The organism is Flavobacterium croceum DSM 17960 (assembly GCF_002917885.1).
Taxonomy (GTDB): domain Bacteria; phylum Bacteroidota; class Bacteroidia; order Flavobacteriales; family Flavobacteriaceae; genus Flavobacterium; species Flavobacterium croceum.
In genome coordinates this window covers 101513-123456 of sequence record NZ_PQNY01000010.1, presented here as the reverse complement: position 1 = coordinate 123456, position 21944 = coordinate 101513, and the positions used below count along the sequence as shown (strand labels likewise).

Sequence of the window (21944 nt, the reverse complement as noted above, 5' to 3'; positions counted from 1 at the left end):
AAAATCATTTTTAACATTCAATTCTATGAATTTTTAACAATAAATTACTGTAAACATTAAATTTTATACACCATTTCACCACTTAAAGTAAATTTTTTCTTTGTGCTTTCCACCATCTTTCTGGAAACTCTTGATTGCAGGCAGATAAATAATCTTCGTGCGTACAAGGTAATAACGTATTTCTTTTTAATTTATTGTGTGTGTTGGATAAAAATGGTATTTCTATCCACCATCGGCCTGTTTTATTGCTTTTATAAAATATAATTTCCTCATTTTCAAAAGGAACAATATATTTTAAATAGTTCTCTTTTGTTCCAAAAGGGTATTCATTCGATCTAAAATGTACTCCTTCTATAAAGTACCACACCATTTGTGCAATTATTATACACTCTAATTCGCTTCCAAAATGATTAAAGACACCTAAGCAACTTACTTTATCGCTAAGCCCTGCATACCGTGTTAAAGCACAAATTTCTTTTCCGTTAAATCCATTAGGCTCAAACTCTGAAATATTACCCGAGTCGGCAGATTTTACAGCATTCATATCGATACTTACTAAATCTGCATCTCTAAAAACAGGTTCAGCAATAGCAATATTCTGACATACATCACCCAAACGGTAGGCATCAAAATACATTTTTTCTATTAAATCTATTTCTTCTTGCGAATTGTAATAGGTTTGATAACCTACATTGCTGTAATTAAATAAATTATTAGGTTCTTCTACTATAATTTTTGACATGTAAGAATGTGCAAAAGAGATGTTTTCTTGCTTGCCAAAATCAAATTTTGAATCTACAGCAACTAGATTTACCATTTGTTCCAAAGTATCGTAGGCTCTGTACAAAGCATAGGTTAAATCTTGCGAACCGCCAATTACAATAGGAATTACATTACTCTTAATTAATTCGCTCACAACTTGTTGCAAAGCAAAATTAGTGTCGGATATAGTTTCTCCTGGCAAAATATCTCCAAAATCAGCAATAGTTAACTTCCAATTACCTGGAAATAAGCTGTATAATTTTCTTCTAAAATGGCTTAAATTTATCGTTTTTATTTGATTTTGCTTACCTCTATTATCTAAAACTCCAATGATCGCTAAATCGATTTTTTTAACATCGGGGAATTCACTTTCAGAATGAAAAACAACTTTACTCGCCAAATGTTGCGTAGTAAGTTGCTTTAATTCGATTAATAAATCTATATCTATTGGCGTAAGAAAATCGAAACCCATAGTTTATTTTTTTGCTTTTTTTGTAGTCGCTTTTTTTGTAGCAACCTTTTTGGCTGGCGCTTTATCTTCTATAATCTTTTTTACTTGATCTAAAGTAAGTAGCGATGCATCTACATCTTTATTAAGTTCAATTTTGGTTTTACCTTTTATGATAACAGACTTGCCCCAACGGGCTTTTTCTACTACAATTCCTTCTTCTTTCCAGTTGTGTATAATTTTATCTATATCTTTTTGGATTTTCTCTTCTATCAAAGCGTTTACATCATCTTGAGAAAGAGAATCAAAATTGTATTTTTTATTTACATTAATAAATAGATTATTCCATTTGATAAAAGGCCCAAATCTACCTACTCCTTTTTGAACTGGCAACCCTTGATACTGAGCGATAGGCGCATCTGCTTTGGCTTTTTCACCTATAAGTTCTTTGGCTCTTTCTAAAGTAACATCCAATGGATCTTCGCCTTTTGGTAAAGAAATAAATTGCGTTCCAAATTTAACATAAGGTCCAAAGCGACCATTGTTTACTTCTATTGTTTCTCCATTGTAATCGCCTAGTATTTTTGGAAGTAGAAACAAATTTAAAGCATCTTCTAAAGAAATATTTGAAATATTTTGATCGGCTCGTAAACTAGCGTATTGTTTTTCATCATCATCTGCCGCACCTATTTGCGCCATAGGACCAAATTTACCTAAACGTACTGAAACTTGTTTTCCAGATTTTGGATCTTTTCCTAATATTCTTTCTCCTGTTTCTCTCTCGGCAGTGGTTTCTACCTTGGCTACTATCGGATGAAAATGATTGTAAAAATCTTGCATCATTTTAGTCCAATTTTCATTTCCTTCGGCAATTTCGTCAAAATCTTGCTCCACTTTTGCCGTAAAATTGTAATCTAAAATGGTGTCGAAGTTGGCTACTAAAAAATCGTTTACAATGGTACCAATATCTGTAGGAACTAACTTTCCTTTATCTGAACCTACTTTTTCTGTTAAAACTTGCTCTTCAATTGCTGTATTTACAAGAACTAACTGATGATATTTTCTTTCTTTTCCTTCAAAATTTCCTTTTTCTACATAGTTTCTATTGATAATGGTAGAAATTGTCGGCGCATATGTAGAAGGGCGCCCGATACCTAATTCTTCTAGTTTTTTTACCAATGATGCTTCTGTGTATCGAGAAGCTGGTTTGGTAAAACGTTCGGTGGCTGTAATATTTTTACTTGTCAGTTTCTCTCCTATTTTTAATGCAGGAAGCATTCCTTCTTGCTCTTCATCGTCATCGTCATTACTTTCTAAATAGACTTTTAAGAAACCGTCAAATTTTATTACTTCTCCAGAAGCGTTAAATTCTTCTGCATGTGTATTTGCATTAATTTTTACTATTGTTCGCTCTAAATCGGCATCGCTCATTTGCGAAGCAATTGTTCTTTTCCAAATCAAATCGTATAGTCGAGCTTGGTCTCTATCGAGCGCAACGTTATGCAAAGACATATCTGTTGGACGTATTGCTTCGTGAGCTTCTTGAGCACCTTTGGACTTTGTTGCAAAATTTCGAGGTTTACTGTATTGACTACCATAGCAACTTACTATTTCATTTTTAGTAGCTTCTATCGCCTCTTGAGAAAGGTTTACACTATCGGTTCTCATATAGGTAATAAGTCCTGCTTCATATAAGCGTTGCGCTATTTGCATGGTAATCCCTACGGGTAAATACAGCTTTCTAGCCGCCTCTTGTTGCAATGTAGAAGTTGTAAACGGTGCTGCTGGTGATTTTTTGGCTGGTTTGGTTTCTAAAGATGCTACTTTAAACTCGGCATCAACATTTTTTTGAAGAAAAGCCAATGCTTCTTCTTTTGTTTTGAAATTTTTATTGAGTTTTGTTTTTACAGATTTATTGTCTGCATTAACAAATTCTGCCGAAATAGAATAACTCGCTGTAGTAGCAAAATTTTGAATTTCTCTTTCACGCTCTACAATTAAACGTACAGAAACAGACTGTACCCTACCTGCAGAAAGTCCCCCTTTTACTTTTTTCCAAAGCACAGGAGAAAGTTCATACCCTACCAATCTATCGAGTACTCTACGTGCTTGTTGCGCATTTACTAAATCATAATTTATCCCTCTAGGGTTTTCGATAGCTTTTTGAATAGCTGACTTTGTAATTTCGTGAAAAACAATTCTTTTTGTTTTTTCAGGATTTAATTTTAACTCTTCAGCCAAATGCCAAGATATTGCTTCTCCCTCTCGGTCTTCATCGGAAGCAAGCCAAACCATTTCGGCTTTTTTTGACAAATCTTTTAGTTTTTTAACCAATGCTTTTTTATCCGAAGAAACTTCGTACTTCGGTTTAAAATTATTATTGATGTCTACACCTATTTCTTTGGAAGGTAAATCGGCTATATGCCCAAAGCTAGATTCTACCTGAAAATCTTTTCCTAAAAACTTTTCTATCGTTTTAGCTTTGGCAGGTGACTCAACAATTACTAAATTTTTTGCCATTTGTATTTTTTATTATTTCGGCAAAAGTAGAATTTTTATTTAAAACTATTCTACTTTACTTCCTATAGTGTCAATTTCTGAACTATTATCAAAGCCTACTACCTTTTTATAAATAATATATTGTGGCAATAACGCAATAGAAAAAGTAGCCAAAACACCTATTCCACAAGCTATTATACCCAACATTGCAAGGATGCTGGTAACAATTCTAAGAAAAAAAGCATTAACCCAATTTCTATTTCCAATAGCAAAAGACACTTTAAGAATTTCTGCTGTACTAAAATCTGGATTAAAAGCAAAGGCAATTACAATAAAACTCACAGGTACCATAACATAAACAATAGGTACAAAACAAGTTATGTAACATAAAATGATAATTCCTGTTTGCGCTAATGAAACCTTAAACGATTTTAATAGATAATTTGATTTTAAATAATACATTAAATCACTTCCTGAAGATTCTCCTAAATCTATAGCTTTAACAGACCTGTAGTAACCCGCCATAAGAGCATTACTTATTGTCATTACAGCACATATAAAGGTAATAATTACAGAAAACACCAGCAATATAGTGGTTAAAGGAAAATCTTTCATGGCGTTTGGAGAAATAAGTTCTGAAGCACTAACAACTCCTGCAAGGGGTATAAAAGCAAGCATCTCTAATGCAAAGATTAATACAAATAATACCACAACCAGCAGTACTCCTTGAAGCCAAGTTTTTTTGAAAAGTTCAAATGTTTCATTTAATACATCGCCAAAGTTTACAATTTGAGATTGGCTAATTTTTTCTTTTAATGCTGTAAAATTCATGTTTCTAATGTTTTTTTGCAATTATACAAATCTTTTGTTAAACATAAACTGTCAAGTTGTCATATTTTTATTTTTAGTATTATATTTGCAGTTCGAAAATTTCGAATTCATTTTTATGGAAAAAATTATAGACGAAAAAGTTCAAGGACAAAGTTTGGTATTTGAACAGAAAAAAGAAAACAACAAAAAATTATTTATAGAAAGCTATGGCTGTCAAATGAATTTTTCTGACAGCGAAATTGTCGCGTCTATTTTATATGAAAATGGATATAACACTACACAAAACCTAGAAGATGCCGATTTAGTATTAGTAAACACTTGTTCTATACGAGATAAAGCCGAACAAACCATAAGAAAACGTTTAGAAAAATACAATGCCATAAAAAAAATAAATCCAAACATGAAAGTAGGTGTTTTGGGATGTATGGCAGAACGTTTGAAAAATCAATTTTTAGAAGAAGAAAAAATAGTAGATATGGTTGTTGGCCCAGATGCTTACAAAGACTTACCCAATCTATTATCGGAAGTAGAAGAAGGCAGAGATGCTATAAATGTTATTTTATCTAAAGAAGAAACTTATGGCGATATTGCTCCAGTAAGACTCAATAGCAACGGAATAAATGCTTTTGTATCTATTACTCGTGGTTGTGACAACATGTGTACATTTTGTGTAGTTCCTTTTACTAGAGGTCGAGAGCGTAGCCGTGAACCCAAAAGTATTTTATCTGAAATTCAAGATTTATACAACAAAGGATTTAAAGAAGTTACATTACTTGGGCAAAACGTAGACAGCTATTTATGGTATGGTGGCGGACTTAAAAAAGATTTTGACAAAGCAACCGAAATGCAGAAAGCTACAGCTATAGATTTTGCTCAACTTTTGGACATGTGTGCAGCGCAGTTTCCAAAAATGCGTTTTAGGTTTTCTACATCAAACCCACAAGATATGCACCTAGAAGTAATACAAACTATGGCAAAACACCATAATATTTGTAAATATATTCATTTACCTGTGCAAAGTGGAAGTACGCGAATATTAAAAGAAATGAATAGACAACATACACGTGAGGAGTATTTAGATCTTGTTTCTAAAATTTATGAACTTATACCCGAAATTTCTCTTTCGCAAGATATGATTACAGGTTTTCCAACAGAAACCGAAGAAGATCATCAAGACACGCTTACGCTTATGGAGCAATGTAAATTTGACTTTGGATTTATGTTTGCCTATTCCGAAAGACCTGGTACACTCGCCGCTCGCAAACTTGTTGATGATATACCTAATGAAGTAAAAAACCGAAGACTGACCGAAATTATTAATTTACAACAAAAATTAGGATTAGAAAGAACCCAACGATTTGTAGGGCAAACAGTAGAAGTTTTAATAGAAAAAGACTCTAAACGCTCAGACCAACACTGGAGCGGAAGAAACTCTCAAAATACAGTAGTAGTTTTTCCAAAAGAAAATTACAAAGCTGGCGATTTTGTTATGGTAAAAATAACCGATTGTACTGCAGCTACTTTAATTGGAGAAGCTGTTGGATATTCCGAAATAATGAATTAAATATTCAAGCCACGGATTAAAAGATTAACACGGATTTCGATATGAGACTTTATAGAGAAGAAGAAACTTTTAAAATTATTGGGGTTTGTATGGAAGTTCATAGAAATCTTGGTCCAGGATTACTTGAAGTTGTATATAAAGATGCTTTAGAGATAGAATTTAAAGCAAATAATATTCCTTTTGAAAGAGAAAAAGAATTTTCAATCAAATATAAAGGAATAATATTACCACATAAATTTTATGCAGATTTCATTGTAAATGAAGATATTGTTTTAGAAGTAAAAGCAGTAAAAGAATTTTCAGGAGAACATACTGCACAACTATTGAATTACATGAAACTTTCAGATTCAGAAATTGGATTATTAGTAAATTTTCAAAACAAATCATTACAACATAAAAGATTAGTATTTTAATTAATCCGAGAAAATCCTTTAATCCGTGGCAAAAAAATAAAAAAATGGAATCCGTTCAAAACATAAAACAACGATTTGAAATTATTGGGAACGACCCAAAACTCAACCGTGCCGTAGAAAAAGCGATACAGGTTGCTCCTACCGATATTTCAGTTTTGGTTGTGGGAGAAAGTGGTGTTGGAAAAGAAAGTATCCCAAAAATAATTCATTCTTTATCACATCGTAAGCATGGTAAATACATTGCCGTAAACTGCGGTGCTATACCAGAGGGAACTATAGACTCTGAACTTTTTGGTCACGAAAAAGGATCGTTTACAGGGGCTACTGGAGCACGTGAAGGGTATTTTGAAGTAGCCAATGGTGGCACTATTTTTTTAGATGAAGTAGGCGAATTACCACTTACTACACAAGTACGATTACTACGTGTATTAGAAAATGGAGAATTTATAAAAGTAGGTTCGTCGCAAGTACAAAAAACCAATGTACGCATTGTAGCCGCTACCAATGTAAATATGCAAGATGCCATTGCAAAAGGAAAGTTTAGAGAAGATTTGTATTACAGACTAAGCACTGTAGAAATAACGCTGCCTCCATTGCGCGAAAGACAAGAAGATATTCATTTATTATTTAGAAAATTTGCATCAGATTTTGCTCACAAATACAAAATGCCTCCTATAAAACTAGAAGACAATGCCGTAAACTATCTTTTAAATTACAGATGGAGTGGAAATATAAGGCAATTGCGAAACGTAGCCGAGCAAATATCTGTATTAGAACCCAATCGAGTTGTATCGCTTCAAACCTTAAAGTCTTATATACCTACAACAGGAAATAACTTACCAAGTTTGGTAAAAGACAAACAATCGGAAAGTGATTTTGCAAGCGAGAGAGAAATTTTGTATAAAGTTCTTTTTGACATGAAAAGCGACTTAAACGATCTTAAAAAACTCACATTAGACTTACTTCAACACGGAACAGCAAAAGTACAAGAAAATAATAAAGGTCTTATTCAAAAAATTTATGGCACTAAGGAAGAAAAAATGCCTATTTTTGACGAACCAAAAGTAGAAGTAATGCCTCAACATAACTTTGAACAAGAAACCGTTTTTGAGGATGATGAAGACGACAACAACTACCTATTGGCAGAAACTGTAGAAGAAGAGGAAACACTAAGCTTGGAAGCCAAAGAAATTGAGTTGATAAAAAAATCATTAGAACGAAATAAAGGAAAAAGAAAAGCCGCTGCCGATGAGCTCGGAATATCCGAAAGAACGCTTTACAGAAAAATTAAACAATACGATTTGTAATATGAATTTTAAAAAACACATTATTTACCTTTCTGTTTTTACAATACTCATTTTTACAAATTGCAGTGTTAAATACAACCTTACAGGCACAGGAAATATAGACGCAAAAACCTTTCAGGTAAACCGATTTATGAATCATGCCAATCTTGTAGAACCTGGTATAGATAGAGATTTTACCTTAAAACTACAAGATATTCTTCAGGGGCAAACCAATTTAAATTTAACCTCTACCAATGGAGATTTAATGTATGAAGGAGAAATAACCGATTATAATTTTTCTCCTATGGCCGCTACTGCTGACCAAAAAGCAGCCCAAACAAGGCTTAGTATTACAGTAAATGTGCGGTTTATAAACCGAAAAAAAGAAAGCGACAATTTTGAAAAAAAATTCAGTTTTTTTTATGATTTTGAAGGAAATCAAATGCCTACAGGCAGTACTTTAAACAATTATATTGACATTATATTTACCAGAATTACGCAAGACATTTTTAATGAATCTTTAGCAAAATGGTAATATAAAACACAAAAAGTGAACGTAACCGATTATACATATATAGTAAATAAGCCCAATGCGGTAAATGAATACAAAGGAATGGCTTTGGATAAAGTTATTGCTAATTTCCCTTATTTTCAATCGGCTCGTGTGTTACGACTTAAACATTTGTATAATCAAGATAGCTTTAAATACAATGATGCCCTTAAAGTAACTGCTGCATATACAACCGATAGAAGTGTTCTTTTTGATTTTATTACTTCCGAAAAATTTGTAAGCGTACAAAATGGGTTATACGAACAAAAGCTTCAAGAATTACTCAATATTTCTGTAACAGATGTAGAAGTAATAAGAGTAACACAACCATTGCCTTCTGCACAAGAAGTAATGACAAGTTCTGTACTAGAAACCATTCAAAACGCCGAAGAAAAAGCAGAACCCAAACACGAAACACCTGAAGTTGAAGAAGCCAAAGAAAAATTGGCGCTAGGAAAACCATTAACATTTACCAAAGATGAAAAACATTCATTTCAAGAATGGTTACAACTTTCACGTTTTAAACCCATTGTAAGAGAGCCAGACGAACAAACAAACTCTGAAACAAAAAAAACACCTGAAATTTCTGAAGAAGAATTAGAAAAACAAAAAAAAGCAGCACTTATAGACCGTTTTATAGAAAATAATCCTCGTATTTCTCCTGTTTCAAAAGATGCTCCAATAGTGGGTTTTGAACCAAAAATAGAAGACAAAACCTACTTAATGACAGAAACTTTGGCAAAAGTTTATCTAGAACAAAGGAAATTTTCAAAGGCAATTCAAGCATATCAAATATTAATTTTGAAATATCCAGAAAAAAGTAGTTTATTTGCATCCCGAATTGAAGAGATAAAAAAATTACAACAAAATAATAACAATTAACAAATGAGTACATTTTCAATCTTTGTAGTATTAATAACAATAGTTTGTTTTTTACTAATTATAGCCGTAATGGTACAAAACCCTAAAGGAGGAGGTTTATCATCTTCTTTTGGAGGTTCACAAATGTTAGGTGGCGTACAAAAAACTACCGACTTTTTAGACAAAAGTACATGGACATTAGCCTTTGTACTAATAGCTTTAATTTTATTATCAAGTCTAAGCTTTACTGGAGTTATGTCCGATAGTACTTCTAAAATAATAGATAAAGAAGCTATTCAAAACGCAAAACCTGCGACTCCAGCAGAAACACCTGCAACAACTCCAGAGAAAAAATAAGCATCAAATAAAACAAAATTAAATCCCGGCACTGTGTCGGGATTTTTTTTATCTCTGTTATTCTAATTCTGAAAAATTGTCAGTTTATATCACTTGGCATAATTTTAGAAAGAAGAGCATTGTAAAATTTATACTTAACTTAAAAAATATTAATCTATGTCATTACACATTAAACCACTTTCAGACCGTGTTATTGTGGAACCTGCACAAGCAGAAACCACAACAGCTTCAGGAATTATTATACCTGATACAGCAAAAGAAAAACCACAAAGAGGCACTATTGTTGCCGTAGGCAATGGTAAAAAAGACCAACCTCTTACTGTAAAAGTTGGCGATTCTGTTTTGTATGGTAAATATGCAGGGACAGAATTAAAATTTGAAGGTAAAGATTATCTCATCATGAGAGAAGACGACATTTTGGCAATAATCTAAATTTTATTTCGGATTTCAAAGTAGAATCTTGAAAAAATAATTTTTAATAAAAACAATTTTAAACATTAAATAAAAATTTAAAATGGCAAAAGATATAAAATTTGATATTGAAGCACGCGACGGATTAAAACGTGGTGTAGACGCATTGGCAAATGCAGTAAAAGTAACCCTTGGACCAAAAGGACGAAATGTAATTATTTCGAAATCATTTGGCGGACCAACTGTAACAAAAGACGGAGTATCGGTAGCAAAAGAAATAGAATTGCAAGATACGCTTGAAAACATGGGAGCTCAAATGGTAAAAGAAGTCGCTTCAAAAACCAACGACTTAGCTGGTGATGGAACTACAACTGCAACGGTTTTAGCACAAGCTATTGTAAAAGAAGGCTTAAAAAATGTGGCTGCAGGAGCAAACCCAATGGATTTAAAAAGAGGTATAGACAAAGCTGTAGAAGCTATTGTTGCCGATTTGGGAAAACAATCTCAAGAAGTAGGAAGTTCTTCAGAAAAAATAAAACAAGTCGCTTCAATTTCTGCTAATAATGACGAGGTAATTGGCGATTTAATAGCGCAAGCTTTTTCAAAAGTAGGAAAAGAAGGAGTAATCACTGTAGAAGAAGCCAAAGGTACTGATACTTATGTAGATGTTGTAGAAGGTATGCAATTTGACAGAGGATATCTTTCGCCGTATTTTGTTACCAATGCAGAGAAAATGAATGTGGAATTAGACAATCCATATATTTTATTATACGACAAAAAAGTATCGTCTTTAAAAGAGTTATTACCTGTTTTAGAACCAGTAGCTCAATCTGGCAAACCTTTATTAATTATTGCTGAAGATGTAGATGGAGAAGCCCTTTCTACCTTGGTAGTAAACAAAATAAGAGGCGCTCTAAAAATTGCTGCGGTAAAAGCACCTGGTTTTGGCGACAGAAGAAAAGCTATGTTGGAAGATATCGCTATTTTAACGGGTGGTACGGTAATATCTGAAGAAAGCGGACATACATTGGAAAATGCTTCGTTAGAAATGCTAGGAACAGCCGAAAAAGTTGCTATTGATAAAGACAATACTACAATTGTAAACGGGGCTGGTAATGCCGATATGATAAAAAATAGAGTAAATCAAATAAAAGCGCAAATGGAATCTACTACGTCTGACTATGACAGAGAGAAATTACAAGAGCGTTTGGCAAAATTAGCAGGTGGTGTTGCAGTATTGTATGTAGGTGCTGCTTCTGAAGTTGAAATGAAAGAGAAAAAAGATCGTGTAGACGATGCGTTACACGCTACTAGAGCCGCTGTAGAAGAAGGTATTGTTGCTGGTGGAGGTGTTGCCTTACTTAGAGCTAAAGCTACTTTATCGAGTATTAAAGCAGACAATGCAGATGAGGCTACAGGTATACAAATAGTATCGCGTGCTGTTGAATCTCCGTTAAGAACGATAGTAGAAAATGCAGGATTGGAAGGTTCTGTAATTGTAGCAAAAGTTGCCGAAGGGAAAGATACTTTTGGTTACAATGCTAAAACTGATGAGTATGTAGATATGCTCGCTGCAGGTATTATAGATCCTAAAAAAGTAACGCGTGTAGCATTAGAAAACGCAGCATCTGTATCGGGAATGATTCTTACTACCGAATGTGCTTTGGTAGATATTAAAGAAGAAGCTCCTGCAGGCGGCGGACATATGCACGGAGGCATGCCTGGCATGATGTAATAGATTAAAATTCTTACTTTTATATAAAACACCACTATAACAATTGTATAGTGGTGTTTTTTTTTATTAATCTAATTCTCAGAATTTTATTAGAATTTTTAGAAAAAAAAGCGTAACTATTGGATATAAAAATAGTTACGCTTTTTTATGTGACCACGGAGGGATTCGAACCCCCAACCCTCAGAGCCGAAATCTGATATTCTATCCAGTTGAACTACGCAGCCAATTTGAACTAAGACAAATAGTGTAAGCCTTAGATTGTTTTTTCTTATAAAATTAACTTAAAAGCTTTTTTACAAGTGTAGAAATGGTTTTGCCGTCTGTTTGTCCAGCCAATTCTTTAGAAGCTATTCCCATAACTTGCCCCATAGAAGCCATACCCGAAAAACCATTTTCTGAAATAATTTTTGCTACAACTGCTTCTACTTCTTCTTCTGTCATTTGAGCAGGCAAAAATTGTTCGATTACGGCTAGTTGAGCCAATTCGGGTTCTGCCAAATCTGTTCTACCTTGCTCTGTATAAATTGCAGCGCTATCTTTGCGTTGTTTTACTAACTTTTGTAATAGTTTTATTTCATCGTCGGCGGTCAAATCTTCTTTGGCACCACTTTCTGTTTGTGCCAACAATATTGCAGATTTTATAGCTCTAAGTGCTTCTAGTGCTACGGTGTCTTTGGCTTTCATGGCTTCTTTTATTTTGTCCATGATTTGTGTTGCTAAACTCATATTTTATGTTTTATTTTTGATCTAAATTGGTTTGCAAAGTTAAAAAAATAACCCAAAAGACAGAGTACTTTTGGGTTAAGAATTTATAGGGATAAACAAATCGTTTAATCTACATTATCATGTAAAAATGAATTATTAGAACGCAATTGTATATCATCATTACTGTCTGTTCCAAGAGATATTCTTGAATTGGAACTAGATGTTTGATTTTCGGTAATATCTACTCCTAATCTTTTATAGGCTGGTTCTTTTTCTAAGTCTTCAATTCTAGAAGAGTTGTTGTGAAATTTATGATTAAATTCTTTTAACTTTCTTCTTCTTTCATCTGCTCTAAGTTTTAACATATCTTCTATAGACATATCTACCGGAGTACTATTTTCAAAAGATTGAATAGGATAACTTGGTGTATGGGTAGAAACTGCAGGACTATCATCAACCTTTAGTGTAAAATTGTACTCTTCTGCAATTGGCTCATCTAGTTTTTCTTCTTGTTTAGAATTTATCAGACTATTTTCAAGCTCCATGTACTCTTCTAACGAATACTTTATTATTCCGTTGTCAGAAACTTCTGTAACAGGCATAAACTCTATAGGCTCATTAACTTTTATATTTTTTGTTTCTGGAGTTAAATCAAACACTATTGTTTCTTCGTCTTTGTGCGATGCTGGAGCATCAAATGAAAAAGAAATTTGTTCTTGTGGCTTTACTTCCTGCGCATCTACTACAAAAATATCATTAATGGTTTCTAATGTAGTTTTTGCACTTGTAACTTCAAATGGTATATTTTGAATAGGTGATACTATTTCAAAAGCCACATCGATATTTCGAATAAAATCGTTCATTGCCACTAACTCATTTTCAGACAAAAAAGTAGCAACAGGTTCTTCCTCTTTTGGTTGTTCTTCTAGTAAATCAAAAACTATTTTTTCATCTGCTTCTGCTACAACAGAAGCCATTTGATTTTGTGGAGTATCGATAGCTACATTGGTAGTTACGGGCTGAAATGTATGTACTGTTTTTTGAGTTAAATCTTGTACAAGTTTTTGCTCATCTTCTAGAGAATGAATTATTTTTTGAGGCTCCGTATTTACAATTTCGCTTTGTTGTTCTGCATTAAAACCAGTAGCAATAATGGTTACAGCAACCGCTTCGCCTAATGTTTCATCTTCGCCAACACCCATAATAATATTAGCATTGTATCCTGCTTCAGCTTGAATATGGTCATTGATTTCTCCTATTTCATCTATAGTAATCTCATGAGTTCCAGAAACGATAAGCAACAATACGTTTTTGGCTCCAGAAATTTTATTATCGTTTAATAATGGTGAGTCTAATGCTGATATAATGGCATCTTTAGCTCTGTTTTCTCCTGTTGCCGTTGCAGACCCCATAATGGCAGTACCGCTGTTTGACAACACAGTTTTGGCATCTTTTAAGTCGATATTTTGAGTGTAATGGTGTGTAATTACCTCTGCTATACCTCTAGATGCGGTAGACAATACTTCATCTGCTTTTGAGAAACCTGCTTTAAAACCAAGATTTCCATAGACTTCTCTTAGCTTATTGTTGTTTATTACGATTAAAGAGTCTACTTGTTTTCTAAGTTTTTCTACTCCTTGCATCGCTTGGTCTGTACGCACCTTACCTTCAAATTGAAAAGGAATGGTAACAATACCTACCGTAAGTATGTCTCGCTCTTTTGCCAATTGCGCAATTACGGGCGCTGCACCTGTACCTGTACCGCCTCCCATACCTGCGGTAATAAATACCATTTTGGTATTGGCATCAAGCATTTTTTCTATAATTTCTATACTTTCTAAAGCAGCTTGCTGACCTATTTCTGGGTTTGCTCCTGCTCCTAATCCTTCTGTTAGATCTACTCCCAATTGAATTTTGTTGGGCACAGGACTATTTTGAAGTGCTTGTGAATCTGTATTACAAACTACAAAATCTACTCCTTTTATACCTTGCTGAAACATGTGATTGATAGCGTTGCTACCGCCACCACCTACACCGACTACTTTTATTACATTTGATTGATTTTTTGGTAAATCAAATGAAATGTTTCCAAATTCTGAGTTGCTCATCATACTATTTTGGTTTTCATTATCACTACTTTATTCTGCATTATCTAAAAAATCTTTGATTTTATCTACATACTTATCAAAGAATGATTTTTTGATTTTGCTTTCGGTAGTTTCTACTTCTTTTTCTTCTTGTTTTCTTGTATATTTTACTTCTTCAATTTGGGGCTCTTCTGTTTGTTTTGGCTCTTCAACCGAAACGTTTTGGGCAGGAATATGATTGTGTTGTGGCTTATAGTTTTGTTTCATTTCAATTTTATAAGCGCTTTGGGTTTTGTTTTCCAAGCTATTCATAACCAATCCAACTGCTGTTGCAAATAATGGGCTTGATATTTCTTCTGCCGAATTACCTGCTAAATGCTCATTAGGATAACCTATACGAGTATCCATACCTGTAATATACTCTACCAATTGTTTAATATGGTTAAGCTGTGCTCCACCTCCTGTAAGTACAATGCCGGCAATGAGTTTTTTTCTCGGTTCTTCGTGACCGTAATTTTTTATTTCTGTAAAAACTTGTTCGATAATTTCTACTACTCGCGCATGAATTATTTTAGACAAATTTTTTAAGGATATTTCTTTTGGTTCTCTACCTCTTAATCCTGGTATAGAAACAATTTCATTGTCTTTATTTTCGCCAGGCCATGCTGACCCAAATTTAACTTTCAACAATTCGGCTTGCTTTTCTATAATAGAACAACCTTCTTTTATATCTTCTGTAATTACATTACCTCCAAAAGGTATTACGGCAGTATGTCTAATTATTCCATCTTTAAAAATAGCCAAATCGGTAGTTCCGCCTCCTATATCTATCAAAGCAACTCCCGCTTCTTTTTCTTCTTGACTTAATACTGCATCTGATGAAGCTAAGGGTTCTAGTGTTAAACCAGAAAGTTCAATACCAGAACTTTGCACACATCTGCCAACATTTCTTATTGATGCTGCCTGCCCTACAACCACATGAAAACTAGCTTCCAGCCTGCCTCCATACATACCAATAGGTTCTTTTATACCTGCTTGCCCGTCTATTTTAAATTCTTGTGGCAACACATGTATTATTTCTTCGCCTGGCAACATTGCCAAACGGTTTACTTGATCTATAAGTGTTTGTATGTCATTACCGCTAATTACTTCTTCTGGATTACTTCTAATGATATAGTCTGTACTTTGAATACTGCGAATATGCTGACCTGCAATACCTACTACTACATCATTTATTTTGTATCCTGAATTTTCTTCTGCTTCCAATATAGCTTGTTGGATAGATTGAATAGTTTGCGTAATATTGTTTACTACGCCTCGAGAAACTCCCAAACTTTTTGCTTTACCTAAACCAAGTATTTGTAATTTACCGTACTCGTTTTTCTTACCAATCATGGCAACAATCTTGGTGGTACCTATATCCAGCCCTACTCCTATGTTCTCTCTATATTCCATACTATCAACTTATTTTGATACTATATCTTTTTTTAATCTTTTTTATTTTGTGCAGACTACTTGTTTTAAAAATCGCAAATCGACTTTTTTATAGTGGTAAAGCACACTGTCTTCTACTGCTTTTTGAAAAAAAGCTTTATAGTTTTTAAATTTTTTTTCTATATAAATTGGCCCCCCAAAAACAATTTCATAATCAAAATTTCTATTTTTAAGAATTAAACTCTGATTTGGGTTTACAACAACTCCTATAATATTTTGCTTAAGAAATTGATCTTTTTCTATACAATTTAGCACTTTGGTTATAGGTTTTGCATACTCTTTTTTAATTTTTCCATACAAAAGAGGAACTCTTGCTGTATAGTTTTGCGAAAGAGGCATTTTGCTACCTGTGCTATCTATGTAAAAAGAACTTTCTTCTGAAAAAACTCTAGCAACAGGTGTTTTTTGATAAACGTTTGCACGCAATACACCATCTACCGTAACATAAACATCTGACTTTGCAATCATTGGGTGTTTGGCTACAGTTTCTTCCAATTTATTCAAATCTAACGCATCTTTTGTAATACTTTTCATAGTATTTAAATTTTCTATCAACAACTTATTAACCGTTTCTGTTTTTATAAAATTGTGGGTAGCTCCCATAAAATCTATTTCTACAGCTTTTATGTTTCTATTGTTGTTTTTTTGATAGGCAAACAAATACAACCCGATAATAATCAAGAACATAACTATAATACGAATAGTATTCCAATTGATTTTTTTCATGTAATTATTTGTTTTCTAATTCCTTTTTTATGCTTGGAACCATTTCACCAATATCTCCTGCTCCTATGGTAACGATAACTTGTGCATCTGTATTCTTTAAATACTCAATTAGATTTTCTTTTTGAATTAGTTTTTTATTCTTATTTTGTATTTTTTCTAACAACCAACTTGAAGTTACTCCTTCTATAGGCAATTCGCGAGCCGGATAAATATCGAGCAAAACAATCTCATCAAAATTACTAAGGCTTTGGGCAAAATCTTGGGCAAAATCTTGAGTTCTACTAAACAAATGCGGCTGAAAAATAGCTAGTACTTTTTTATCGGCATACAATTCTCTAACGGCCTGATGTACTGCATTTATTTCGGTAGGATGATGCGCATAATCGTCTATGTAAACCAATTTTTCAGATTGTAGTTGGTATGAAAATCTTCGTTGAACTCCTTTAAAACTCTCTAATGCTTTGATTATCTTATCGTTTGCTACACCATAAGTTTTAGCCATTGCGAGTGCTGTAAGCGCATTCATTAAATTATGATGCCCTGGCAAAGCAAATTTTACATTGTTTATTATTTCGTGCGGAGTAGTTACATCAAACACATAGGTACTGTTTTCAATTCTGATATTGGAAACTGAAAATGAAGCTGGACTATTTATACTCAAAGTCGTACCTTCTAGCGGTAAACCTTTTGGAACAAACAGTTTTGTTTTATCGTTTACTTTATTTGCAAACTCTTTAAACGAGTTTTGTATAGCATGTGTGTCTCCATAAATATCCAAATGATCGGCATCCATAGAAGTAACACAAGCAATATCTGGATGTAAGTGTAAAAATGATCTATCAAACTCATCGGCTTCAACAACCGAAATGGTTTTTCCTTTTCCTATTAAATTAGAATGATAATTCTCTACAATGCCTCCCAAAAAGGCAGTTACATCCAAACCTGATTCGTATAAAATATGTCCTAAAATACTCGAAGTTGTAGTTTTTCCATGAGTGCCTGCTACCGCAAAACAAAAAGTATCTTTGGTAATAATACCTAATACTTCGGCACGTTTTTTTATGGTAAACTGATGTTCTTTAAAATATTCCCATTCGCCCAATTGCTTAATAGCAGGAGTATATACAACTAAGGTATTCTCTTGGATATATGAACTTGGAATTTGAGTTACATCATCGGTAAAATGAATAGCAATACCCTCTTGCTCCAATTCTTTGGTAAGCATGGTTGGGGTTTTGTCGTAACCCGACACGTTTTTGCCTATGTATTTAAAATAACGAGCTAACGCACTCATACCGATACCTCCAATACCGATAAAATAAACGTTATGTATTTGATTTAGATTCATTTTTATTTGTTTCAAGTTTGATGTTTTATGTTTCAAGTTACGAACCTGAAAAATAAAACTTTAAACTAATTTTAAAATTTCTTCAACAATATCTTTTGTTGCATTGGGCTTGGCTAATGTTTTTATATTTTGGCTTAGTTGGTTTTGCAAATTTTCATGGGTTACTAAGTCTTTGAACGTATTTTGAAATTGTGTATCTAACTCTGATTCTTTCAGCATTAATGCCCCATTTTTATCAACAATTGCTTTGGCATTTTTAGTTTGATGATCTTCGGCTACGTTTGGTGAAGGAATAAATAATGTTGGTTTTGCTACCAAACACAGTTCTGATACAGAAGAAGCTCCAGCTCTAGAAATCACAAAATCGGCAGCCGCGTATATTAAATCCATTCTATCTATAAAAGCTACTACTTGAACGCATTCTTTGTTGTATTTTTTATACTCGTCGTAATACAATTTTCCGCATTGCCAAAAAACTTGAATATTTTGAGATAGAATAAATTCTAATTCTTTCTCTATTAATTGATTGATTCTTCTTGCACCGAGGCTTCCCCCTATAACTAAAAGTGTTTTTTTGTTTGAATTTAATGCAAAATAATGAATCCCCTCTTGTTTTTTTCCATGTATATCAAGTAAATCTTGACGAACAGGATTGCCCGTAAACACTATTTTATCTTTTGGAAAAAAACGCTCCAATTTATCGTAAGCTACACAAATTTTATTGGCTTTTTTACTTAGTATTTTATTGGTAATACCCGGATACGAATTTTGCTCTTGTACCACCGTTGGTATACCTTTACTATTGGCTACTTGTAATAATGGCCCGCTAGCAAAACCACCTGTACCAATAACAACATTTGGTTTAAATTTATTAATGATTTTTCGGGATTTCCAAAGACTGCTTATGAGTTTTAAAGGAAACATCATGTTTTGCAAAGTAAGTTTTCTTTGAATACCTGCTATCCATAAACCTTCAATTTGATAACCCGCCTGAGGCACTTTTTGCATCTCCATTTTATCTTGCGCACCTACAAACAAAATTTCTGCATTAGGAAAACGCTGTTTTATTTCGTTGGCAATGGCTATAGCAGGATAAATATGCCCGCCTGTACCGCCTCCAGATAGTATTACTTTGAGTTTTTCCATTTTATTTTCCTTTTACTGCCTGCATTGGATTATCTTCTTCTTCAATTTTATTTTTTATTGAAGCTTTCATTTGGTTTATTTTATCTTGATTTTCATCCCATTGGTCATCATCATCGGCTTGAAGCTCTCTATCAATGATTCTTTGCAATGCTTCTTCGCGTTTTTGCTTTTCATCAAGTTCTTGGGCTATTTCATCTTCTTTTTTAGTTACACTAAGTATGATACCTACAGCAACGCAAGTCATCCATATAGAACTTCCCCCCGAACTAATAAGTGGTAAAGTTTGCCCAGTAGTTGGCAGTAACTCTACAGCAACACCCATATTGATAAACGCCTGAAAAATAATAGGAAAACCTAGAGCAATAATGAGCAATTTGCCAAAATATGATTTTGCTTTATGCGAATCGACCACAAAACGAAAAAGTAAAAACAAATAAATGCTAATAATAGCCAAAGCTCCTACTAAACCTGTTTCTTCTACAATTATGGCAAATATAAAATCTGAGGAAGATTGCGGTAAAAAGTTTTTTTGCACACTTTTTCCAAAGCCTAAACCGTATATTCCGCCTGTTGCTATGGCTGTTTTTGCTCTTTCTATTTGATAAATATCATCTTCATCTACATTAGTACTACCATAACTTTTTATTCGATTTTCCCAAGTTGTTACCCTTTTGAATACTGCAGGTATGTGTTCTGGATTTATTTTTTCGTATGCTTTTGCTGTACCGTAATACATGAGTCCTAAAACAAATCCTATTCCTAAAACGTACAAGATGTATTTTGAAGAATATTTGCCGATTACAACAAGCATGAGTACCATTAAGAATATTAAAGCACTTGTAGAAAAGTTGTTGGGCAATATAAGTCCGACAGTAATACCAACTGGAACCCAAAGTTGTAAAAATGATTTCTTAAAATTGTGAGTATCGACATCTTTTTTGGCTAAATAGCCCGAAACGTAAATCATTAAAGCTATGAATGCAAATGATGATGGTTGAAATGTTATACCTACAAATGGTATTTTTATCCAGCGGGTTGCAGAGCCACTTTCTACACCAAAAAAATAGGTAAATAGTAGCATAAGCCAAGACACGGGTAAAAAAATGAGTTTATTTATTCCTCTAAAATAATGGTATGGCACTTTGTGGGTTCTATAAATAATAAAAAAGCCCAATAGCATGTGCCCTGCGTGTTTTAAAAGATAGGTTAATGGATTACCAGAACCATGACGCATGTATGCCAAATTGCTACTTGCACTAAACACCGGAAGGAACGAAAATAATGCCAATAGCACTACTGCCGCCCAAACAGCTTTGTCTCCGTGTAATTTGCCAAGTAGTTGTTTCATTTTTTTGTATTAAATACTAGAAAATAGTTTTGTTTGATTTATAAATTTTTAACGGCTTGTTTAAACTGTGTTCCTCTATCTTCGTAATTTTGAAACAAATCAAAGCTTGCACAAGCAGGCGCTAATAGTACTGTATCTCCTTTTTCTGCCAAATGTTTTGCAGTGTGTACAGCATCTTTCATATTGTCTACTTCAACCATAATATCTACTACGTTTCCAAAAGTATCAATGATTTTTTTGTTATCTATTCCCAAACAAATAATCGCTTTTACTTTTTCGTGTACAAGTTCCATTAACTCTGTATAATCATTCCCTTTGTCTACACCGCCAACAATCCATATGGTTGGAGTAGTCATACTATCGAGTGCAAAAAAAGCTGCATTTACATTGGTAGCTTTGCTATCGTTTATATACTGAACGCCTTGTATTTTTAACACTTTTTCCAAACGGTGTTCTGCTCCTTGAAAATTAGACATACTCTCGCGAATGGTTTGTTTGCGCACTTTTAATAAATCGGCAACAGAAACTGCTGCCATAGCGTTTTTATAATTATGCTTTCCTTCGAGTGCTATTTCGGCTGCGTCTAGTACAAATTCTTCGTTGTTGATCTTGAACTCCATAGTATTATTGTTTAAAAATGCTCCGTTTTTAATAGTTTTAGTTATTGAAAAAGATAATTGATTGGCTTTGATTTTATTTTTACTAAACCAATTTTGACTCGCCTGATCATCGGCATCAAAAATGAAATAATCTTCTTCTGTTTGATTCATTGTTATTCTAAATTTTGAATCGATATAATTATCATAATTATAATTGTACCGATCTAAATGGTCTGGACTAATATTGGTAAGTACTGCAATATGTGGTTTATAGTTTACAATTCCGTCGAGCTGAAAACTACTTAACTCTAGTACATAATAGTCAAAATTTTCTTCGGCAACTTGCCATGCAAAACTTTTACCTATATTTCCCGCTAGACCAACATTAAGTCCTGCTTGTTTGAGCAAATGATATGTAAGAAGCGTTGTTGTGGTTTTTCCGTTACTCCCTGTTATACCAATAGTTGTAGCGTTTGTAAAAGGATAAGCAAATTCGATTTCAGAAATAACTTGAACTTCTTTTTCTAGTAATTTTTTAACGATAGGCGCTTTATCTGGTATTCCTGGGCTTTTCATGACTACATCGGCATTCAAAATCAATGCTTCTGTATGCTGTTCGTCTTCCCAAGAAATAGCATAACTGTTAAGAACTTCTTTATATCTATCGGTTATTTTACCATAATCTGACACAAAAACATCATATCCTTGTTTTTGTGCTAGTATGGCTGTACCAACACCGCTTTCGCCTCCACCAAGTACAACTAATCTTTTCAT

The 21944-nt window shown here is 33.4% G+C and carries 19 protein-coding genes and 1 tRNA gene; 8 read left to right on the top strand and 12 right to left on the bottom strand.

The features are described 5' to 3' along the window. Positions 1-82: 82 nt before the first annotated feature. Genes Q361_RS08940 through Q361_RS08930 form a run of 3 tightly spaced genes read right to left on the bottom strand, consistent with a single transcriptional unit; the run spans position 83 to position 4540 of the window. Positions 83-1234: a formimidoylglutamase gene (locus Q361_RS08940; protein ID WP_103726376.1), complete on the bottom strand. Its 1152-nt coding sequence runs from the start codon at positions 1232-1234 to the stop codon at positions 83-85. A gap of 3 nt (positions 1235-1237) precedes the next feature. Beyond that, positions 1238-3730 carry a type I DNA topoisomerase gene (gene topA, locus Q361_RS08935; RefSeq protein ID WP_103726375.1) on the bottom strand — a complete coding sequence of 831 codons (2493 nt, stop codon included), beginning with the start codon at positions 3728-3730 and terminating at the stop codon, positions 1238-1240. A 45-nt stretch (positions 3731-3775) separates the two neighbouring features. Further along, positions 3776-4540: a hypothetical protein gene (locus Q361_RS08930; protein WP_103726374.1), complete on the bottom strand. Its 765-nt coding sequence runs from the start codon at positions 4538-4540 to the stop codon at positions 3776-3778. Positions 4541-4655: 115 nt separating this feature from the next. Between Q361_RS08930 and miaB the strand changes: the two genes are divergently transcribed. The 8 genes from miaB (at position 4656) to groL (ending at position 11717) form a co-directional block, all read left to right on the top strand. Then, a complete protein-coding gene (gene miaB, locus Q361_RS08925) occupies positions 4656-6104 on the top strand; it encodes a tRNA (N6-isopentenyl adenosine(37)-C2)-methylthiotransferase MiaB (RefSeq protein ID WP_103726373.1) in 1449 nt (482 codons plus the stop codon). A gap of 41 nt (positions 6105-6145) precedes the next feature. Then, a complete protein-coding gene (locus Q361_RS08920) occupies positions 6146-6517 on the top strand; it encodes a GxxExxY protein (RefSeq protein WP_103726372.1) in 372 nt (123 codons plus the stop codon). Between the two features lie 44 nt (positions 6518-6561). Continuing rightward, positions 6562-7824: a sigma-54 interaction domain-containing protein gene (locus tag Q361_RS08915; protein WP_103726371.1), complete on the top strand. Its 1263-nt coding sequence runs from the start codon at positions 6562-6564 to the stop codon at positions 7822-7824. Between the two features lies 1 nt (position 7825). Beyond that, a complete protein-coding gene (locus Q361_RS08910) occupies positions 7826-8338 on the top strand; it encodes an LptE family protein (protein ID WP_103726370.1) in 513 nt (170 codons plus the stop codon). 15 nt (positions 8339-8353) lie between these two features. Then, positions 8354-9235: a hypothetical protein gene (locus Q361_RS08905; RefSeq protein WP_103726369.1), complete on the top strand. Its 882-nt coding sequence runs from the start codon at positions 8354-8356 to the stop codon at positions 9233-9235. Positions 9236-9238: 3 nt separating this feature from the next. Beyond that, a complete protein-coding gene (gene secG / locus Q361_RS08900) occupies positions 9239-9571 on the top strand; it encodes a preprotein translocase subunit SecG (RefSeq protein WP_103726368.1) in 333 nt (110 codons plus the stop codon). A 156-nt stretch (positions 9572-9727) separates the two neighbouring features. Further along, positions 9728-10003, top strand: a complete 276-nt coding sequence (locus Q361_RS08895) for a co-chaperone GroES (protein WP_103726367.1) — start codon at positions 9728-9730, stop codon at positions 10001-10003. An 82-nt stretch (positions 10004-10085) separates the two neighbouring features. After that, entirely contained in the window at positions 10086-11717 is a 1632-nt protein-coding gene (gene groL, locus Q361_RS08890) for a chaperonin GroEL (protein ID WP_103726366.1), read from the top strand. Positions 11718-11867: 150 nt separating this feature from the next. Here groL and Q361_RS08885 read toward each other — a convergent pair. The 9 genes from Q361_RS08885 to murD form a co-directional block, all read right to left on the bottom strand. Further along, a tRNA-Arg gene (locus Q361_RS08885) sits at positions 11868-11941 on the bottom strand. Between the two features lie 52 nt (positions 11942-11993). After that, positions 11994-12443 carry a GatB/YqeY domain-containing protein gene (locus Q361_RS08880; protein WP_103726365.1) on the bottom strand — a complete coding sequence of 150 codons (450 nt, stop codon included), beginning with the start codon at positions 12441-12443 and terminating at the stop codon, positions 11994-11996. Positions 12444-12547: 104 nt separating this feature from the next. Then, positions 12548-14533 carry a cell division protein FtsZ gene (ftsZ, locus tag Q361_RS08875; RefSeq protein WP_103726364.1) on the bottom strand — a complete coding sequence of 662 codons (1986 nt, stop codon included), beginning with the start codon at positions 14531-14533 and terminating at the stop codon, positions 12548-12550. Positions 14534-14560: 27 nt separating this feature from the next. Next, the gene (gene ftsA / locus Q361_RS08870) at positions 14561-15964 is read right to left on the bottom strand and encodes a cell division protein FtsA (RefSeq protein WP_103726363.1); all 1404 of its coding nucleotides are present in this window, start codon (positions 15962-15964) and stop codon (positions 14561-14563) included. Between the two features lie 42 nt (positions 15965-16006). Beyond that, positions 16007-16729, bottom strand: a complete 723-nt coding sequence (locus Q361_RS08865) for a cell division protein FtsQ/DivIB (RefSeq protein WP_103726362.1) — start codon at positions 16727-16729, stop codon at positions 16007-16009. Between the two features lie 4 nt (positions 16730-16733). Beyond that, positions 16734-18077 (bottom strand): UDP-N-acetylmuramate--L-alanine ligase, encoded by a 1344-nt coding sequence (murC, locus tag Q361_RS08860; RefSeq protein ID WP_103726397.1) that lies wholly within the window; start codon positions 18075-18077, stop codon positions 16734-16736. Positions 18078-18137: 60 nt separating this feature from the next. Beyond that, complete coding sequence (murG, locus tag Q361_RS08855; protein WP_103726361.1) at positions 18138-19223, bottom strand: undecaprenyldiphospho-muramoylpentapeptide beta-N-acetylglucosaminyltransferase; 1086 nt, start codon at positions 19221-19223, stop codon at positions 18138-18140. 1 nt (position 19224) lies between these two features. Further along, positions 19225-20571 (bottom strand): FtsW/RodA/SpoVE family cell cycle protein, encoded by a 1347-nt coding sequence (locus Q361_RS08850; RefSeq protein ID WP_103726360.1) that lies wholly within the window; start codon positions 20569-20571, stop codon positions 19225-19227. A 38-nt stretch (positions 20572-20609) separates the two neighbouring features. Then, a complete protein-coding gene (gene murD / locus Q361_RS08845; protein WP_103726359.1) occupies positions 20610-21944 on the bottom strand; it encodes a UDP-N-acetylmuramoyl-L-alanine--D-glutamate ligase in 1335 nt (444 codons plus the stop codon).

What these genes read in the sequence shown, in the direction of transcription:
- Q361_RS08940 (WP_103726376.1), bottom strand. Translation starts at nt 1,234, where the DNA reads ATGGGTTTCGATTTTCTTACGCCAATAGATATAGATTTATTAATCGAA.
- topA (WP_103726375.1), bottom strand. Translation starts at nt 3,730, where the DNA reads ATGGCAAAAAATTTAGTAATTGTTGAGTCACCTGCCAAAGCTAAAACG.
- Q361_RS08930 (WP_103726374.1), bottom strand. Translation starts at nt 4,540, where the DNA reads ATGAATTTTACAGCATTAAAAGAAAAAATTAGCCAATCTCAAATTGTA.
- miaB (WP_103726373.1), top strand. Translation starts at nt 4,656, where the DNA reads ATGGAAAAAATTATAGACGAAAAAGTTCAAGGACAAAGTTTGGTATTT.
- Q361_RS08920 (WP_103726372.1), top strand. Translation starts at nt 6,146, where the DNA reads ATGAGACTTTATAGAGAAGAAGAAACTTTTAAAATTATTGGGGTTTGT.
- Q361_RS08915 (WP_103726371.1), top strand. Translation starts at nt 6,562, where the DNA reads ATGGAATCCGTTCAAAACATAAAACAACGATTTGAAATTATTGGGAAC.
- Q361_RS08910 (WP_103726370.1), top strand. Translation starts at nt 7,826, where the DNA reads ATGAATTTTAAAAAACACATTATTTACCTTTCTGTTTTTACAATACTC.
- secG (WP_103726368.1), top strand. Translation starts at nt 9,239, where the DNA reads ATGAGTACATTTTCAATCTTTGTAGTATTAATAACAATAGTTTGTTTT.
- Q361_RS08895 (WP_103726367.1), top strand. Translation starts at nt 9,728, where the DNA reads ATGTCATTACACATTAAACCACTTTCAGACCGTGTTATTGTGGAACCT.
- groL (WP_103726366.1), top strand. Translation starts at nt 10,086, where the DNA reads ATGGCAAAAGATATAAAATTTGATATTGAAGCACGCGACGGATTAAAA.
- Q361_RS08880 (WP_103726365.1), bottom strand. Translation starts at nt 12,443, where the DNA reads ATGAGTTTAGCAACACAAATCATGGACAAAATAAAAGAAGCCATGAAA.
- ftsZ (WP_103726364.1), bottom strand. Translation starts at nt 14,533, where the DNA reads ATGATGAGCAACTCAGAATTTGGAAACATTTCATTTGATTTACCAAAA.
- ftsA (WP_103726363.1), bottom strand. Translation starts at nt 15,964, where the DNA reads ATGGAATATAGAGAGAACATAGGAGTAGGGCTGGATATAGGTACCACC.
- Q361_RS08865 (WP_103726362.1), bottom strand. Translation starts at nt 16,729, where the DNA reads ATGAAAAAAATCAATTGGAATACTATTCGTATTATAGTTATGTTCTTG.
- murC (WP_103726397.1), bottom strand. Translation starts at nt 18,077, where the DNA reads ATGAATCTAAATCAAATACATAACGTTTATTTTATCGGTATTGGAGGT.
- murG (WP_103726361.1), bottom strand. Translation starts at nt 19,223, where the DNA reads ATGGAAAAACTCAAAGTAATACTATCTGGAGGCGGTACAGGCGGGCAT.
- Q361_RS08850 (WP_103726360.1), bottom strand. Translation starts at nt 20,571, where the DNA reads ATGAAACAACTACTTGGCAAATTACACGGAGACAAAGCTGTTTGGGCG.
- murD (WP_103726359.1), bottom strand. Translation starts at nt 21,944, where the DNA reads ATGAAAAGATTAGTTGTACTTGGTGGAGGCGAAAGCGGTGTTGGTACA.